The sequence below is a fragment of the Acetivibrio straminisolvens JCM 21531 genome, from assembly GCF_000521465.1.
GTDB classification, from domain to species: Bacteria; Bacillota; Clostridia; order Acetivibrionales; family Acetivibrionaceae; genus Hungateiclostridium; species Hungateiclostridium straminisolvens.
Genome location: NZ_BAVR01000009.1, coordinates 35,180 through 53,035 on the forward strand (window position 1 = coordinate 35,180; position 17,856 = coordinate 53,035).

Annotated in this window: 10 protein-coding genes and 6 pseudogenes; 12 read left to right on the forward strand and 4 right to left on the reverse strand. The window is 38.4% G+C overall.

Annotated features, from left to right (window positions below):
* Positions 1-47: 47 nt before the first annotated feature.
* The 3 genes and pseudogenes from JCM21531_RS20410 to JCM21531_RS20420 all read right to left on the reverse strand — a co-directional run.
* Positions 48-167: pseudogene (locus JCM21531_RS20410) on the reverse strand (hypothetical protein); the annotation flags it as partial.
* Complete coding sequence (locus JCM21531_RS20415) at positions 149-757, reverse strand: tetratricopeptide repeat protein (RefSeq protein WP_243467167.1); 609 nt, start codon at positions 755-757, stop codon at positions 149-151. The gene JCM21531_RS20415 and the pseudogene JCM21531_RS20410, both read right to left, overlap by 19 nt.
* The gene (locus tag JCM21531_RS20420) at positions 733-2,691 is read right to left on the reverse strand and encodes an AAA family ATPase (protein ID WP_243467168.1); all 1,959 of its coding nucleotides are present in this window, start codon (positions 2,689-2,691) and stop codon (positions 733-735) included. The genes JCM21531_RS20415 and JCM21531_RS20420 overlap by 25 nt, the downstream gene beginning before the upstream one ends.
* Before the next feature lie 459 nt (positions 2,692-3,150).
* Between JCM21531_RS20420 and JCM21531_RS03850 the strand changes: the two are divergent.
* From JCM21531_RS03850 to spo0A, 6 genes and pseudogenes are all read left to right on the forward strand, one after another.
* Positions 3,151-4,019 (forward strand): annotated as a pseudogene (locus tag JCM21531_RS03850) (NAD(+)/NADH kinase).
* Position 4,020: 1 nt separating this feature from the next.
* Positions 4,021-4,481 (forward strand): annotated as a pseudogene (locus JCM21531_RS03855) (arginine repressor).
* A gap of 58 nt (positions 4,482-4,539) precedes the next feature.
* A pseudogene (gene recN, locus JCM21531_RS03860) lies at positions 4,540-6,251 on the forward strand (DNA repair protein RecN).
* A 369-nt stretch (positions 6,252-6,620) separates the two neighbouring features.
* A pseudogene (spoIVB, locus tag JCM21531_RS03865) lies at positions 6,621-7,960 on the forward strand (SpoIVB peptidase).
* A 351-nt stretch (positions 7,961-8,311) separates the two neighbouring features.
* Complete coding sequence (locus JCM21531_RS24765) at positions 8,312-8,452, forward strand: hypothetical protein (protein WP_439644276.1); 141 nt, start codon at positions 8,312-8,314, stop codon at positions 8,450-8,452.
* Positions 8,453-8,475: 23 nt separating this feature from the next.
* Positions 8,476-9,120, forward strand: a complete 645-nt coding sequence (spo0A, locus tag JCM21531_RS03870; protein WP_439644277.1) for a sporulation transcription factor Spo0A — start codon at positions 8,476-8,478, stop codon at positions 9,118-9,120.
* Positions 9,121-9,186: 66 nt separating this feature from the next.
* Here the strand turns inward: spo0A and JCM21531_RS03875 are convergent, their stop codons facing one another.
* Positions 9,187-9,891, reverse strand: a complete 705-nt coding sequence (locus JCM21531_RS03875; protein ID WP_038287544.1) for an MBL fold metallo-hydrolase — start codon at positions 9,889-9,891, stop codon at positions 9,187-9,189.
* A 302-nt stretch (positions 9,892-10,193) separates the two neighbouring features.
* Here JCM21531_RS03875 and JCM21531_RS03880 point away from each other — a divergent pair, with 302 nt between their 5' ends.
* From JCM21531_RS03880 to JCM21531_RS03905, 6 genes and pseudogenes are all read left to right on the forward strand, one after another.
* Positions 10,194-10,547 (forward strand): response regulator, encoded by a 354-nt coding sequence (locus JCM21531_RS03880; protein WP_038287547.1) that lies wholly within the window; start codon positions 10,194-10,196, stop codon positions 10,545-10,547.
* Between the two features lie 44 nt (positions 10,548-10,591).
* Positions 10,592-12,731 (forward strand): annotated as a pseudogene (locus JCM21531_RS03885) (chemotaxis protein CheW).
* A 14-nt stretch (positions 12,732-12,745) separates the two neighbouring features.
* Positions 12,746-13,237, forward strand: coding sequence for a chemotaxis protein CheW (locus JCM21531_RS03890; protein ID WP_038287550.1), 492 nt, complete (start codon positions 12,746-12,748; stop codon positions 13,235-13,237).
* A 25-nt stretch (positions 13,238-13,262) separates the two neighbouring features.
* Positions 13,263-14,081: a CheR family methyltransferase gene (locus JCM21531_RS03895; RefSeq protein WP_038287552.1), complete on the forward strand. Its 819-nt coding sequence runs from the start codon at positions 13,263-13,265 to the stop codon at positions 14,079-14,081.
* Positions 14,082-14,097: 16 nt separating this feature from the next.
* Positions 14,098-15,129, forward strand: a complete 1,032-nt coding sequence (locus tag JCM21531_RS03900) for a protein-glutamate methylesterase/protein-glutamine glutaminase (protein WP_038287589.1) — start codon at positions 14,098-14,100, stop codon at positions 15,127-15,129.
* A gap of 51 nt (positions 15,130-15,180) precedes the next feature.
* A complete protein-coding gene (locus tag JCM21531_RS03905; RefSeq protein ID WP_243467169.1) occupies positions 15,181-17,841 on the forward strand; it encodes a PAS domain S-box protein in 2,661 nt (886 codons plus the stop codon).
* Positions 17,842-17,856: the final 15 nt, after the last annotated feature.

The window sequence follows — 17,856 nt, forward strand, 5'->3', positions numbered from 1 at the left end:
TTCTCAAAATATTCCCGGGCTTTTGCATTATCGTTTAAAAATTCGGCAAATACAGTGGCAATGTTGTTTAGGGGATAGGCTATTTCAACTTTTTCATTGTTTTTTTCGTAAAGCTCTATGCTTTTGTTGTAGCATCTTAACGCCCCGTCTATATTTGACTGTTCCAGATAATGGGTGCCGAGAACATTGTAAAGAGAGGATGATAGAGGGAGTACTTTTCGTCACCGTACTCAGAAAGAACATTGTTAATCATATCTATTGCTTCTTCATTTTTACGCTTAAATATATATACCCAGCATATACGACGAACGGCTTCAAGATAGCCTTCCACATATCCGATTTCTTTGGACAGCATCAAAGAATCGTTTAAGGATAAAAGCGCGCGGTCAAAATCATTCTTCCTTGTATGGAGGGCCCCAATTACTTCCTTGACTTTTGCAATTGTAACTTTGTCATCAAACTCCACTGCATATTTCAAAGCCTCATTGTAACACTCAAAGGCTTTACGGTTTTCTCCTTTTTTGCGGTGGAGCTCACCCATCATAAGAAGAATCTTTATAGTGTCATTTGTGGAGGAAATCTCTTTGGCTATCTGACGTCCTTTTTTCAGATAGACCATGGTCTGGGCATTGATGTGAAGTTTTAACATTCTGTCCGCCGATTCTATAATAAGCTTTAGAGCCTTTTGCTTTTCACCGGTTTTGATGTAATGATATATAAGCTCATCCTTATTTACTCTGTTATCGTCTTTATACATTTCCTCCAGGATTTCGGAGCATTTTTTATGAAGCGCTTTTTTCTGGAGGGTTCAATCTTTTTGTATATCTCATTTTTTATTTTTTTCGAGTGATAATCGTAAGTGTATCCCCAGTCTGCCAGCCGCTGTTCTATTATCTGGTGGGAAATGAGTTCTGCAAGTATATCCCTTATTTCATTGCTGGATGTCTCTAATATTGACACGATTATCTCAAAGGACACAGGCATATTGAAGGCTGAGATTGTTTCTAAAGCCCTATATGAAATCTCGTCCAAAGTATTTATATGCTTCCACACAGCTTCGTGCATGCTCGGCGGAATATAGAGCCTGGAGTAATCCGCATCATCGTCAAATTCGGTACTCCATTGACCGTTGTCGTCAATATAGAGTTTTCCTTCTTTGAACAATGCCGTAATAGCGTCTATTATAAATCCCGGGATTCCTTCGGTATAACGGAACATTTCCGTACAGAAGGCAACTGGAGAACTTGTTATTGCAAGAACATTTTTTATAAATTCGCAGGTCTCTTCAAAATCAAACCGGGTAAGAGTTATTTCATTGGCAATAGATGAGGTTAGCCATTTGTCAATATATTTTTGGCCTGCTTTGTTTTTGTGCATCGATTCTTTCCGGTAGGAGAGAATTATGCAAAGGGGAAGCTTTTTTGAGGTTGCAAGATAGTCAATAAGCTCTAAAGAGGCTTCATCCAGCCATTGTGCATTGTCAAATATTAAAATGGATACTTCTTTTTCCAAAATATTGGATATAAAGTTGGCAACTCTTACCTTAAGCCTTAGCTTTTCTTTTTCGTCGGGCAGAGCAGGGCTTGGAATTGCCCCTTTCAAGCTTTTTTCATCGGGCAGAATTTTAACAAGCTCGGATTTGAAGCTTTCCAATATTTCAGCCGGTGAGAGGGGCATTAGTTGTTCCAGTATTTGCTTTACCGGTTCATAGGTATTTTCTTCGTTTTCGGAGGACACACCGTGCAATACCCTTATTTTTTCAAGACTCATTGAGAACAGAAATTCACTTAAAAGTCTTGTTTTACCAATACCGGCTTCGCCGGTTATACAGGTAATTTTTTGATTGCAACTATTGATTGAAACCTCGTTTACCCATGAATTCAACTGATTTATGTTTTCATTTCTTCCTATGAGCTTGGTTTTGGTTATGATTTTTTCAAAATATTTCTTTTGAAAATGGGTTTCCTTGATATTGCATATTTCTTCAATTTCTTTAATTACGGAGTATATATCCTTGTATTGATCGGCAGGATTTGTGGATGTAAGTCTATTGATAACATCCAATATTCTTTTCCTGTCTATATTGCCCGGGACCGATTTTAAGACGGAAGGATTGTTTCGGTACTGTTCCCGGAGGTTTAAAAAGTTGTTTCTGTTGGGATTTTTGCCTGTCAGGAGATAGAAAATCAAAACCCCTAGAGAATAGAGGTCAAGAAGATTATTATTGCTTATAGTCCTTAAATCTTCGGGCAGCTTAAACTGATTGGATATTTTCTTTAGGCGAAAGACCACTTTTTCCAATTCTTCGTTACCGGGCATTCCAATTAGTTTTGCACAAGGTTTGCCATTGATTTCGGTTATGATAACACTTTTATGGTCAAGATTTTTAAAGTAAAACCCTCTCCTGTGTAAGTAAGCCAGAGCATTGCATATTTGCAGAATAATGGCGATTTTCTTTTCAAAACTCATGTTTGAAACGGCATTAATTATATTTTTGCCCTTAATATATTCATAGGAGCAGTAGTATTGTTTGGATGAAGTCAGGCTGCCGTCAATGGAATGTATTGCTCCAAACCCATAAGTTTGCATAAGGTTGGGATGGGACAGAGAAGAAAGAGTGACAAACTCTGTCTTCAAATTTTCCATGGCTTTTAAAGGTATTGATTCTGGATTGATGATTTTAAAAGCCATTTTTTATTGTCATTTATCATATCTGAAACAAGATATAATGTATTCGATAAGTCTTCCTTGATAATTGTGATTACCTTATATCTGTTGTTAAGTATGTTCATATTTGTTATCAACTCCTGAAATTATACAATCTGCATAAAAGATGTATACTAAATGCAACACAGTACAAAAATTCCAACGAGTAATTTCTATAATTAAAATATGGAAATGCAATGGGTACAACTCAAAGAACCGCATTGTACCGCTTATTATTAAATATCGAAAAAAACTTAAGAAATAATTATAATAATATAATTAAAGTATTATTAAATGTTGTGCTTTTACAATTTATTTTATATAATTATTGCAAAAAGACCATTTTATATTTATACAATAAATGTATGGAATTAATTGGGGATGACTATAATACAGAAGATTGGCTATAAGATATTGTTACTTTTTTAGGACAAGAGGGATATAATGTTGAAAATAGGAATAATACCTAACGAAGATAAAGATGAGGATCTTAAATATACGAGGACCCTTATTGACAGCATAAGAAAATGCGGCGGAACAGCCCTTGTATGCGACGAAATCGCATCAAAGATCGGGGATAAAGAGTTAAATATCAATGAGGACAAAGTAGTTGACATGTCGGACATTATTGTGTGTCTTGGAGGTGACGGTACTTTTCTTAAGGCCGCCAGGACAATTGTGGCAAAAGCCAAGCCCCTTTTGGGGGTTAATCTTGGAAAGCTGGGCTTTTTGGCCGATGTCGACAAAAACGACATTGAAAATGCGGTAAAGCATCTTATTAAAGGTGAATTCACCATTGATGAAAGAATGATGCTTGATACCGAAATTGTGAGGGATGGCAAGGTTGTTGCGAAAGATATTGTGCTCAATGACGTTGTTATTTCCCGGGGAGCTATATCTAGGATTTTACACCTGAAAACATATATTAACGATGCTTTTATGGACCTATATCCGGGGGATGGTCTGATTATTTCAACCCCTACGGCTCAACAGCTTATTCTCTATCGGCAGGAGGACCTTTGGTAGAGCCGGACGTAGATTTGATTATTTGTACACCGATATGTCCGCACCTTTTGTATTCAAGAGCTTTTATAGCTACGGCCGACAGGGTGATAAAAGTGGTGGTTTCCGAGAGCAGCAGCCACGAAGCAATGGTCACCGTTGATGGCCAGAATGGCTATGAGGTCAGAGGTGGGGACGTAATTATAACGAAAAAATCCAGGATAAGGATGCCTATGGTAAGGCTTAATGAGAGAAACTTTTTCGATGTGTTAAGGGGTAAAATTTATGACAGAGGAGAGAGTATGAAGTAATATGAAATACAACAGGCAGGCAAAAATACTGGAGATTATTGACAAAGAGGTTATCGAGACCCAGGAAGAGATTGCGGACAGGCTGAAAAAGGCAGGTATGGAAGTCACTCAAGCTACAATATCAAGGGACATAAAAGAGCTAAGGCTCATAAAAGTTATGACAGAGGACGGAAGGTATAAGTATGCACCTCTTACCAACACGGACAATACTGTATATAACAGGCTTATGACAATATTTTCAGAGTCTTATGTTTCAAGTGATTATGCAAACAATATCGTAGTGGTAAAAACCTTCCGGGCATGGCACCGGCATCGGCATCGGCAATTGACTCCATGAACAATACGGAGATAGTCGGCTCGATAGCCGGAGATGATACTGTACTTATTGTTTGCAGAACCGAAAAGATTGCCAAGGAGTTTGTTGAAAAGCTGAGCAAGCTCGTAAAATCCGATGACAGATAATTGGATGTGGAGTTAATTTTATAAAATCATTTATCCTTAAAGAAATGAGGGTTTGGTCATGCTTCAACGGTTGGAAATTCAGAATGTGGCTATAATTGACAGGGTTGAAATTGAGCTGGGAGACGGGCTTAATGTATTGACCGGCGAAACGGGAGCGGGCAAGTCCATCATAATTGACTCAATAAATGCAATTCTTGGGCAAAGGCTGTCCAAAGACCTTATAAGGACAGGCAGGGACAAGGCTGTTGTTGAAGCTGTTTTTCACGTGGATAAAAAAAGGGTTGAGGATCTTTTGGAAAGTTTTGGAATAGAAGGGGAAGAGGACGGCACTTTGGTTATATCAAGGGAGTTTACCGTCACAGGAAAGAATACCTGCAGGATTAACGGCAGAATTGCAACTGTTTCAATGCTCAAGCAATTGGGAGAAAGACTCATTGATGTCCATGGACAGCATGACAACCAATCCCTCCTTCGAACCGAAAGCCACATTGATCTTCTGGATTCTTTTGCATCTTCCGGGCTGCAGAGCTTGAAAGATGAGTATTTGAAGCATCTTGAGACATACCGTGGGATTAAAAGCAAATTAAAAGAATTGACCGGCGACAGGAATGAAAGGGAGCGTAAAATAGATATTCTCAAATATCAGATTGATGAAATAAAAAAGGCAAAGCTAAAGATTGGCGAAGAAGAGGAGCTTGCAAGGCAGAGGGGACTTTTGGCAAATTCCGAGAAAATTACAAACGCACTTTCCAACGCTTATGAACTTTTGGGCACAGGGAGCAAATTCGGAGAATCCGCGCTGGATATAGTAAATAAAGCAGTGTCGGATTTTGACAGTATAGAGGAGTTTGATGTAAAGTACGGTGAGATTAGAAAGAGAATAGAGGCAGTTGCTATTGAACTTGACGATATTGTTTCGGAAATTCGCAGCTTGCGGGACAATGTGGAATATGACCCAAGTCTTCTTATGCAAATTGAAGACAGGCTCGATGTATTGTACAGGCTTAAAAAGAAGTATGGGGATTCGGTGGAAGAAATTTTAGAATATAAGGCCGGAATTCAAAAGGAATTGGACGAGATTATAAATAATGAAGACATGGTGAATAAGCTAAATGAAGAGCTTCTTGAAGAGGATAAGGAGCTATACCGTTTGGCAAAGGAAATAAACAGCGAGAGGGTGAAGGCCTCAAAGCTTCTTGAAGATAGGATAGGAGAGGAGCTTAAGGACCTAGAAATGAAAAGCACCAGCCTTAAGGTGGAAATAGATTTTGACGATTCCATGGACAAGGGTGAAAGAAAGTACAATCACAACGGACTTGACCGGGTTGAGTTTATGATATCCACCAATGTGGGTGAGCCTTTAAAACCTTTGGCAAAGATAGCCTCCGGCGGTGAAATGTCAAGGGTTATGCTTGCCATAAAGACAATTCTTGCTAAAGTAGATAAAATACCCACAATGATATTCGATGAGATTGACATCGGAATAAGCGGTATTGCCGCTCAAAAGGTGGGAGAGAAGCTTTGCTACATCTCGAAAACCCATCAGGTTATATCTGTTACCCATCTGGCACAAATAGCTGTATGGCAGACAATAACTATTATATTGACAAGGTAACCGAGGACGGCAATACAAAGACAGTAGTTAAAAAGCTTGATGAAAAAGGCAAGAGGGATGAGATAGCAAGGATTATCGGAGGAGCAAGTATTACCGATATTACATTAAAGCATGCTGAAGAAATGCTTGTCAAAGCAAGGGAATTTAAAAAATAGGTTTTTGAATAAACTTGTAAAAAGCTTGGGAGAACGACAATCCCAAGCTTTTTATTTTGCCTCTTGGAATGAAATGAAAGAGGCAAAAGCGAAGTGACTCTCGATGTCCCGGGCTTTTTTTGCCTCTTGGAATAAAATGAAAGAGGCAAAAGCGAAGGGACTCGATGTCCCGAGCTTTTGTTTTATAAAAACTAAGCCGCTATTTTTTAACATTATTTCAGAACTGTTTTTGGTGAATAATTAAGGTTGTTATAGGTTAATTTAATGTTAGTAATCGAGGGGAAAAACAATCAATACCAGAATATTTATGTTAACAAATTTTTAGGAGAATTTCTATTTTCAAGAACTAGACAACAGGAGGTGAGCCGTTTGAAGTTTATAAAACCTACTAAAAGAAAACTAATAGTTTTTTTTAGTGCTTTTGCCGCAATTTTGAGTATTGCATATATAAGATTAATTTATATCTTTCCCAACCAGTTAACATTATTTGAAAACCAGGAATATATTTATAAATTCAAGAATCCGCTTCTTGTAAACCTTGTAAATTTCAAATCAGATAACAATGATATATTAATATTTGACAGTGAAGACATAAAAGTTAATAATGAAGATTATAAGGGTACCGGAAACAGAGTGATGTTCAAAGCCAGCAAACTGGGAAGAACAAGCTTGAGTTTGAAGCTTTTAGGGCTTATTCCCTTAAAGACGATGTATGTTGACGTTGTTCCGTATAAAGAGGTTGTTGCCTGCGGAAATACTGTAGGAGTAAAAATTAAAGTAGACGGAATATTGGTTATTGGATTGTCGGATGTTGAAACCCCCGATGGAAAGAAGCTTCTTCCGGCCAGGGATTCCGGGCTCAAACCCGGGGATCTCATAGTTGAAGTGAACAACAACCGTGTTGATACTGCCTATGATTTGATAAATGAAGTGGAAAAAAGCATGGGGGGAACATATGGGTAAAATATAAAAGGGGAAACAGCTATAACAATGCAAAAATGACGCCGGTTAAATCGGTTGAAGATAATAAGTACCATGTAGGGATGTGGGTCAGAGACAGCACGGCAGGTATTGGAACGCTTACATTTTACGACCCGGTGACTAAAGGTTTCGGAGCCTTAGGACACGGTATTACGGATATTGATACGGGAGCAATTATGCCCGTTGAAAGAGGGGAACTCATAGAATCAAATATTCTTACTATAAAAAAGGGCACTAAAGGCAACCCGGGAGAGCTTAAGGGTGTATTGATAGAAGACGGTGGTGCCTTGGGAAAAATAATAAAAAACAGTCATTATGGCATATACGGTACTTTGAATGATACGGCTTTGGATAAGTTTTCAAACGTAAGATATCCTATAGCTTTGAGAAATGATATAAAGGTAGGGCCTGCCACTATACTCGCCAATATTGACGGAAAAAATGTTGAAGAATACAGTATTGAAATTGAAAAGGTTTCAAGGAAAAGTGCCAATGGTTTGAAAGGAATGATTATAAGGGTAACTGACCAAAGACTTCTTGAAGCAACGGGAGGTATTGTTCAGGGAATGTCAGGCAGTCCCATTTTACAGGACGGCAAACTGGTAGGAGCTGTAACCCACGTACTGGTGAATGATCCGGCAAGGGGATATGGTATATTGATCGAGTGGATGGTAAAAAATATGGCGGATGCAAATTTACAAAGTGTTGAAATGGCCAATGCTTCTTAAAATAAATATTTACTTCAAACATAATTTGTAACAAACATTAAAATATGTGTATTTTCGTAGGGAGGATACACATATTTTACATAAATTGCATATTTCCCGGAATTTTGCATATTTCCGAGTTTTTTAAAATATTCTTTTTAGATTAAAAAATATCATAAAAGGTTTTATTGTGCCGGAAAATCCACAAATACCAGTACTTACAGTAAATGAATATGCAGTATTATATATGTAAATATAGTTATATAAAGATTAATTTCATTACCCAGTATATTGAAATTTTGTCGAATAGACAATATAATAATGCTATAAATTTACTAACAGTCTTTTACAAAAAATTAAGGGGGAGTCAATTTGACGTCAAATAAGATTCGGGTTGTAATCGCAGATGATAATAGGGAGTTTGGTGATATTTTATATGAATACCTCAATAATCAGGAAGATATTGAAGTAGTCGGCGTAGCAGAGACGGTATCGAAGCTTATGATCTTATAGTTGAAAAACTTCCTGACATTGCGATACTTGATATCATTATGCCCCATTTAGACGGATTGGGAGTTTTGGAAAAAATAGGGGCAACTGCAATCAGTAAGAGACCGCTGTTTATTATTCTTTCCGCGGTAGGCCAGGACAAGATAACACAAAGAGCACTGGCACTGGGAGCGGAATACTATGTTGTAAAACCTTTTGATATGGAAGTTTTGATTTCAAGAATAAGGCAACTGAAGAATGTAGGCCAATCCAATGTTATAAGGCAGGAGAATATCGCAAGCGAAATCAAAGCATCCTATCACCTGCCACAGCCAAAGAATCTTGAAGCTGAAGTAACGAATATTATGCATGAAATAGGCGTGCCGGCACATATAAAAGGTTATCAGTATCTAAGGGATGCCATCATAATGGTTGTCAAGGACCTTGACGTGATAAATTCAATTACAAAGCAGTTATATCCTTCGATAGCAAAGGAATACAATACGACGCCCAGCAGGGTTGAAAGGGCAATAAGGCATGCAATCGAAGTTGCATGGAGCAGAGGACAGATTGATACAATAGATTCCCTGTTTGGCTATACGATAAATATCGGAAAGGGTAAGCCCACAAACTCCGAATTTATAGCTATGGTAGCCGATAAGCTGAGATTGGAAATGAAGATGGCGACATAAAAAACATGGAATAGGCATGGGGCGGTAATAAATTTTAAGACAAAATCTTAGAATTTATTACTGCTTTTATTTTACTGCTTCCACTACATTAAAGCCAAGCTCTAATGCCTCGTCCCTGTTGAATTCCGGGTCAATATGCATGCAATACACTTTATGCCTAAGCTCCGGCTTTATCAGTTTTGCAAGTCTCCCGAGGTAAAAATGGGGATTTTCGCTGTAGTCGATTCCGCAGGTATCTTGATACAAGAAATCAATACTGCCTTTTTCCAGACCTTCCAGCACAAAATTGCTGATGGAATTGGAATCTCCGCTGTAATATAATGTAGAGCCGTCCAATTTAAAGAGTACTCCATAGGATGGAATTGAATCCACATGGGAACATTTCCTAAAAGAAACTTCCATATTAAAATCATTATTTTTAATTACTGTATCCACAGAGCTCAGAACTTCATAGAAATTGGTTCTTACACCCATGCTGCCCAAAATCACGTCTATAAGATTCTTATCGGGAAAAAGAATTTTTGGTCTCAAATTTTTGATATAGTAAGAATAAAAAACCAATTCACCGAGGCTTCCTATATGATCGGGGTGAGTATGGGTTATAATGATATACAGTTCCGAAACGTCGTCTATAAGATTTAGGCTGCGGAGCCTACCGAATACGGTACTGCCGCAGTCGAACAAAATAAAATATTTCTCTTTTTTTATATATGCACTGTTATTGCCCAATTGGGTGTTAAAAGCACTGCCAATACCAAGAAAATTTATCATTCATCCAACCTCGACTCAGCTTAAGTATTTAAAAAAATAAAAATTAACTGTTAATAATAGTATAATAGAATTCGATATAAACATCAAACACATATTTTTTTACTTGATTTTGTGGAAAAATAATGCAATAATATTTATACAATGTATTTTATGGTTTTTTAATACATATCTTGACTTGATCATCATATAAGGAAACACCAATCTTTGATTAATCTAAAGTTCCAAGATGCTAGGGGAAGTAACAAACTCTAATCCATGGTATTGTGTATGCAACAAACTAAAAAACGTGGGAGTGTGAAGAAATGAAGAGAATCTTAATAGTCGACGATGCTGGATTTATGAGGGCATCACTCAAAATGATGCTGGAAAGACATGGACATGAGGTGGTTGGAGAAGCAGAAAACGGCCTGGTTGCTGTCACCAAGTATAAGGAAATCAAGCCGGATATAGTTACGATGGATATAACTATGCCTGTATGTGACGGGATAAAGGCGGTCAAAATGATTAAAGAGTTTGACCCCGATGCAAAAGTTATAATGATTTCCTCAATGGGCCAGGAGTGTTTTGTAAAGGATGCAATTTTAGCAGGCGCAAAAGGATTCATTGTAAAGCCATTCAAAGAAGATTATGTTATACAAGCCATTGAAAAATTGTAATAGCTGGGAAGTAGCAATAAATACACACACGGAGGTGGTAGAAGTTGGCTGATAACGTTAGTCGTGAGCCTATGCTGGATATGTTTATATTTGAAACACTCCAGTTATTGGATCAATTAGAGCAATCCCTAATTAGCAGTGAAAAGGAAAGCGGTTTTGAATCTTCGATAGATGAGATTTTCAGAATCATGCACACAATAAAGGGCTCAGCAGCTATGATGCTCTTTGATGATATATCAAAACTTGCCCATTCTATTGAAGACTTGTTTTTTTATCTGCGTGAGGAAAAGCCCGAAAATATTAATTCGACAGAAATTACAGATATTGTGCTAAACGGAGTTGACTTTATTAAGAACGAGACTGCCAAGATTGAAAACGGGCAGAAACCCGATGGTGATGCCACTGACCTTATAAAAGAAATAAGGGACTACTTAAGCAATTTGAAAAGTGTGAACAGTGGCGACAGCAATTCCACTGATTCTGAATCATCTGGTACTTTGGAGGTTGAGAAAGATCAGAAGTACTATATCAGCTCAAATAGATCGGTATCGACCCCAAAGAGTCATAAATACGAGGCTGTTCTTAAATTTGAGGATCAGTGCGGCATGGAAAACATCAGGCATTTTCTGTAATTCACGATTTAAAGGAAATAGCCGATGTAAATTATTTCTATCCTGAGGATGTTATTGAGGGCGGCGGAGACAGTGAGATCATTCAAAAGGAAGGCTTTAGGGTAGTATTCAGTACTGATTTGGGACTTGACGAGGTAAAAGAAAGGTTATCCCATACCCTGCTTCTTAAGAGTCTTGATGTATATGTAATAAATGAAGATCTTGAAGATGTAATAGGAGATATGGAAGGTACTGGGGAAGACGAACCGAAAGAAGAGAATAGACAGTCCCGAAAAGATATTGTTTTGAACGATACTTTGCAAGCTTCCGAGCAAAACGGGAATTCTTCCGACAGGCAGCCTTTACAAGAGAAAAAAGCAAGTCCGTCGGGTGAGAATGTTGCAGCTTCAAGCAAGCAAAGTGTTATAAGTGTCAACATAGCAAAACTTGACAAGCTAATGGATCTGGTTGGGGAAATAGTTATTTCCGAAGCATGGTAACGCAGAATCCCGACCTTGAAGGACTTCAACTCGACAATTTTCACAAGGCCGCAAGACAGCTCAACAAGTTGACAAATGAACTGCAGGATGTGGTGATGTCAATCCGTATGGTTCCTCTATCAATGACTTTCCAAAAGATGAACAGGATAGTCAGGGATATGGGCAAAAAATTGAATAAGTCAATAGAGCTGGAGATAATAGGAGAGGAAACCGAAGTTGACAAAAATATTATTGAACGGATATCCGACCCGCTTATTCACCTTATAAGAAATGCTGTAGACCACGGACTTGAAGATGCGGAGGAAAGAGTGGCAAAGGGAAAACCTCCGGCAGGAAAGATTACTCTTGAAGCTAAAAATGCGGGAGGAGATGTATGGATATTCGTAAAGGATGACGGAAGAGGACTCAACCGGGAAAAAATACTTAAAAAAGCGAGAGTGGCAGGTCTTATACACAAGCCTGAAAACGAGCTTACGGATAAAGAAATATATTCATTTATTTTCACGCCGGGTTTCTCTACAAAGGATAATGTCACTGAATTCTCCGGGCGCGGTGTGGGAATGGATATCGTAAGCAACAACATTTCCATGGTGGGCGGAACGATTTTTGTTGACAGTGTACCGGATAACGGAACGATAATCTCTATAAAATTGCCTTTGACCTTGGCAATTATCAACGGTATGAGTATTAAAGTCGGAAAATCCAGATATACAATACCGACTATATCAATCAAGGAATCCTTTAAAGTAAAAAATGAAGCAATCATCACAGACTCCGAAGGAAATGAAATGATTATGGTAAGAGGTGAAGTTTATCCTATAGTAAGACTTCACAGGTTCTACAAAATCGATACCGCAGTTACGGATATAAATGACGGAATAATTGTTATGGTTGAAAATGACTCCAAAGTAATATGCATATTTGCGGATGAGCTTTTGGGCGAACAACAGGTAGTAGTCAAGGCACTGCCCAAGTATATTAAGAAGGTAAAGGGCATAGGAGGCTGTACGCTTTTAGGTGACGGAAGCATAAGTCTAATATTGGATATTGCTGGATTAGTAGATATAAATTAGGAGGGTTTTTAATTATGAGTGAAGCATTGGAAAATGTTTTAGAATACGAAGAAGATACTCAAAAAGGCAAATACCTCACGTTTCTTATCGGAAAAGAGGTATACGGCATAGAGATTAAGTACGTTACCGAGATAATCGGCATACAGCAGATAACTGAAGTTCCCGAGTTGCCGGAATATATCAAAGGAATAATAAACTTAAGAGGTAAGATTATACCTGTTTTGGATGTAAGGCTTAGATTTAAAAAAGAGCCAATGGAGTACAATGACAGGACATGCATTGTGGTTGTTGATATTAATGATGTTTCTGTTGGGCTTATTGTGGATAGTGTTGCAGAAGTAATATCCATTCCGGAAGAGAATATAGTACCTCCTCCGGAAGCGAATACCGGTTTTAGCAACCGTTACATTAAGGAAATCGGCAAGGTCGGAGATGAAGTTAAGCTGCTGCTTGACTGCAATAAGCTGTTGAACGATGAAGAGTGTGAAAATTTACTCAACATTTAAAAAATATGTTTGATTGGTGAGATTGATGTTGAACATTACCAAAAAAGAGTTTGACAAGCTTGCAGCATATGTTAAAAGCAACTATGGTATAAACTTAACGGAAAAGAAAAAGACATTAGTTGTGGGAAGGCTCCATAATATTCTGCAACAGATGAATTTCAAAAGTTTTTCGGATTACTATGATTATGTGATATCCGATACAACCGGCGAAGCACTGACAACCCTTATAAACAAGATAACCACAAATCATACTTTCTTTATGAGGGAGCCAGATCACTTTGAGTTTTTTGCTTCAACTGTTTTACCGTACCTTACTGCAACGATAAAAGGCTCCATGGATCTTAGAATATGGAGCGCAGGCTGTTCAAGCGGTGAGGAACCCTATACTCTGGCGATGATAATCGCAGACTTTTTCGGTGCGCAAAAAGCGTTCTGGGACACGAGAATTTTGGCAACAGATATCTCAATGAATGTGATCCAAAAAGCCAAACGGGGCATTTATTCAAGTGAACGTATTGAAGGGGTTCCCGATTCATGGAGAAGAAAGTATTTTAGAAAGATTGATGAGAGTAACTGGGCTGTGGCGGACAGTATTCGAAATGAGGTTATATTCAGGATTTTCAATCTTATGAATACTGCCTTTCCCTTCAAAAAAAAGTTTCATGTTATATTTTGCAGAAATGTAATGATATATTTTGATCAACAGACAAAAATGGAACTGGTAAACAGGTTCTACGAATTTACTGAGCCGGGAGGATATTTGTTTATTGGACATTCGGAGTCTTTAAACCGCGAAGAAACCGGATACAAATATATAATGCCGGCAGTATACAGAAAGGAATAGATAGAGCTTGAATACTATAAGAACCAGCATTAGAAAAAAAATCAGAGTCTTGGTAGTTGATGACTCTCTTTTGTTCAGGGAAAAAATTTCAAAGGGAATAGCACAAGATTCAGCAATTGAGGTAGTCGCAACGGCATCGGACCCTTATGAGGCCAGAGACAAGATTATTGAGTTTAAACCGGATGTTATGACTCTGGATGTTGAAATGCCGAGAATGAACGGAATTGAGTTCTTAAGGCGGCTGATGCCTCAATATCCTATTCCTGTTGTGGTGGTAAGTGCTGTAAGCAATAATGTATTTGATGCTCTAAATGCCGGTGCTGTGGATTTCGTAACAAAACCGGATTTATCGAGCCAAAGAGGATTTGACTTTTTAATAAATGAATTGATTATAAAGATAAAAATTGCTTCAACGGCAAAAGTGGGGCACTGGAAAAGAGAATATGCCGATTCAAAAAACGTGGGAAGCATAAATACCAGAACCTCAAATAAAATCATTGCTATTGGTGCATCTACCGGAGGTACTGAAGCGATATTCAACCTTTTAAAATCATTTCCGAGGGATATACCGGGAACGGTTATTGTTCAGCATATGCCACCGGTATTTACCAGAATGTATGCGGAGAGGCTCAATAACTCGTGTCTTATGGAAGTCAGAGAAGCTAAAAACGGAGACAGGGTTTGTCAGGGAACGGTATTGATTGCACCAGGGGATTATCATATGACACTTAAAAGAAGCGGAGCAGGTTATATAGTGGAGTGCACAAAAGGAGAAAAGGTCAGTGGACATTGTCCGTCGGTGGATGTGCTTTTTAATTCCGTTGCCCAGGTAGCCGGCAAAAATGCCATAGGGATAATACTTACAGGAATGGGCCGAGACGGTGCAAAAGGGCTTTTGGCTATGAGGCAAAAAGGAGCCCGAACGTTGGGACAGGATGAAAAATCCTGCGTTGTATACGGAATGCCGAAAGTTGCCTTTGAAATCGGTGCCGTTGAAAAGCAGGCATCTTTAGAAGCTATACCGCAATTGGTATATTCAATGCTGTAAAAAGCTACAGGCGTATACCGATTAACAAGATAAAAACGAGGTGGGGACGATTTGAATGAGGACCTCGAAGTACTGGTAGCAGGAGATGACATAGAGCATATAGCAACCATAGAAAATATACTTTCGGATATGGGGTACAAGTATTTCATTAGAAATGTCAGGACACTTAGTGAATTCAAATATAATTTGATGAAGAATACCTTTCACATCGTGTTTTTTGACTATTGTTCGGATATTTCTTTTACCGATGCGATTGAGCCGCTTAAAGGACTTAAAGAAGAAGCTCCGGTTGTTGTGCTTTTGGAAGACGGTGACAATGGACAAGGTCTTGAAATGATAAAATTAGGAGCTTACGATTATTGCGAAAAGAAAGATATTGTAAGGCTGAAATCCATTATATTTAAAAAATGCCGGGATCTCGAGCAAAAAAGAGAGCAGAAAAGATTTGAAAAGGAGTTAGTCGAGGAAAACGAAAAACTGGTAGTAACTTTGGAGAGTATAGGAGACGGGGTAATTGTTACCGATGAAAAGGGATGTGTAATTATGATGAACAAAGCAGCTCAAGAGCTGACAGGCTATTTGACTTGCTGCTCAATAGGAAAACCGCTCTCTGAAGTTTTTGTGATAATAAACGGCTTGAGCAATGAGCCTGAGCCGAGTCCCTATGAAAGGGTATTGACGGAGCGCAAATCCGTAGGGCTTAGAAAAGATACCGTGTTGGTGTCAAAAGACGGGACTTTAAGATATGTTTCGGCAAGCACTGCCCCCATAAAAAACTCTGACCAAAAAATAATGGGTGTGGTTGTGGTTTTCAGGGATATAACAAGAATTAAAAAGGCGGAAGAAAAACTTCAGAAGCTGTCCCAGGCGGTCGAACAAAGTCCCGGTATTATTGTAATATCAGATACCAATGGAAATATTGAATATGTAAATCCCCAGTTCACTCAGGTGACTGGTTACAGCATTGATGAAGTAATTGGAAAAAGCCTTTTCTTCATGGAGATGCAGGAAGACAACAAAGAAAAATACAGTGAAATGATTGAGGCAATGGCTTCAGGTAAAGAATGGAGGGGAGAAATCAGGCATAAATCAAAAAACAATGTGGTATTTTGGGAATATGTATGCTATTCTCCCATAATAAACTCAGAGGGGGTCATAACCAATTATCTGAGAGTTTCAGAAGACATTACCGAAAGAAAGTTAATGTCGGAAAATCTTTTTAGGGCAAAGGAGGCAGCTGAGGCTGCAAACCGGGCAAAGAGCGAATTTCTTGCAAATATGAGTCATGAAATTAGAACTCCTTTAAATGGAATAATCGGAATGACCAATCTTACTTTACAGACGGAATTGACCGAAGATCAGAGGGAAAATCTCAATATTATAAACTCGTGCGCAGAACTTTTACTCAGGGTTATAAACGATATTCTGGACTATTCGAAGATAGAAGCCGGAAAAATGATTTTGGAAAATGTCAAGTTTGACTTTTTGAACCTTTTGGAAAAGACATACAAATCCCATGTTGTACATGCAGATGAAAAAGGGCTGAGACTTAGCTATACTGTACAAAAAGGCATACCGAGAATTCTGGTGGGGGATCCCGGACGGCTTCAGCAGGTTTTAAACAACCTTATTTCCAATGCCATAAAATTTACTGATGTTGGCGAGGTAAAGATAACTGCGGATATTGTTGAAATAAGAGATGATTCAGTGAAGTTAAAATTCAGCGTGTCGGACACGGGAATAGGCATAGACAGGGAAAAAATCGGCTTGCTGTTTAAAAGCTTCAGCCAGGTCGACAGTTCCATTACCAGAAGGTATGGAGGCACAGGTCTTGGACTTGCGATTTCAAGGCAGCTTGTGGAGATGATGGGGGGTGAAATCTGGGTCCAGAGCAAAAAGGAAAAAGGAAGCACTTTCTATTTTACGGCAAGTTTTAAGAGGAAGGATAAAGATGGCGTTAGGGCAGAATGTTTTTCAAACGTGAGAGGGAAATTGCCCGGTCGAAGTCTTAGAATACTGCTTGCCGAGGATGACAAGGTCAATCAGCAGGTTATAGCCGGTATGCTGAAAAATGAACAGTATTCTCTCGTAATTGCTGAGAATGGTTTTGAGGCAATTAAGCTATTCGAGGAGAATGAGTTTGACCTTATACTGATGGATATTCAGATGCCTAAGCTAGATGGTATTGAGGCGACGAAGAGAATAAGAAAGATGGAGGAAGGAACCTTCAGGCACATTCCCATTATTGCAGTTACTGCATATGCTTTTCAGAATGAGAGGGAAAAGTTTTTAGAAGCGGGAATGGATGATTATATTTCCAAGCCCTTTTCCTTTGACGACATTTATGCAGCAATAAACAGGGCGTTGTACCGAGATGAGCAACCCAGTGATAAAATGCAGGAAAGAAAAGAAGATGATGGGGTAAATTTGGAACCGGGTAAAAAAATCGATGAGTCTTTATCTGTAAATGAAACCGGGCCGGATATTAGCTTGGAAGAAATAATGAAAAGACTGAATCTTTCCGTATTGAATGAAAACTTAGCGGCAATTGACAAAAGTGCTCTTATAGTAAAAGAGTTTGCACAGAGCAAGGGATATGACAAAGTAAAAAGTCTTGCTTTTAAGATACAGCTTTTAGCAAGGAAAAATCAGCTGCAGGATGTTAAAAAGCTTTATGAGGAGCTAAAGCGGGAGGTCAAAGAACTTCATTAAGAAAAATTAAACATA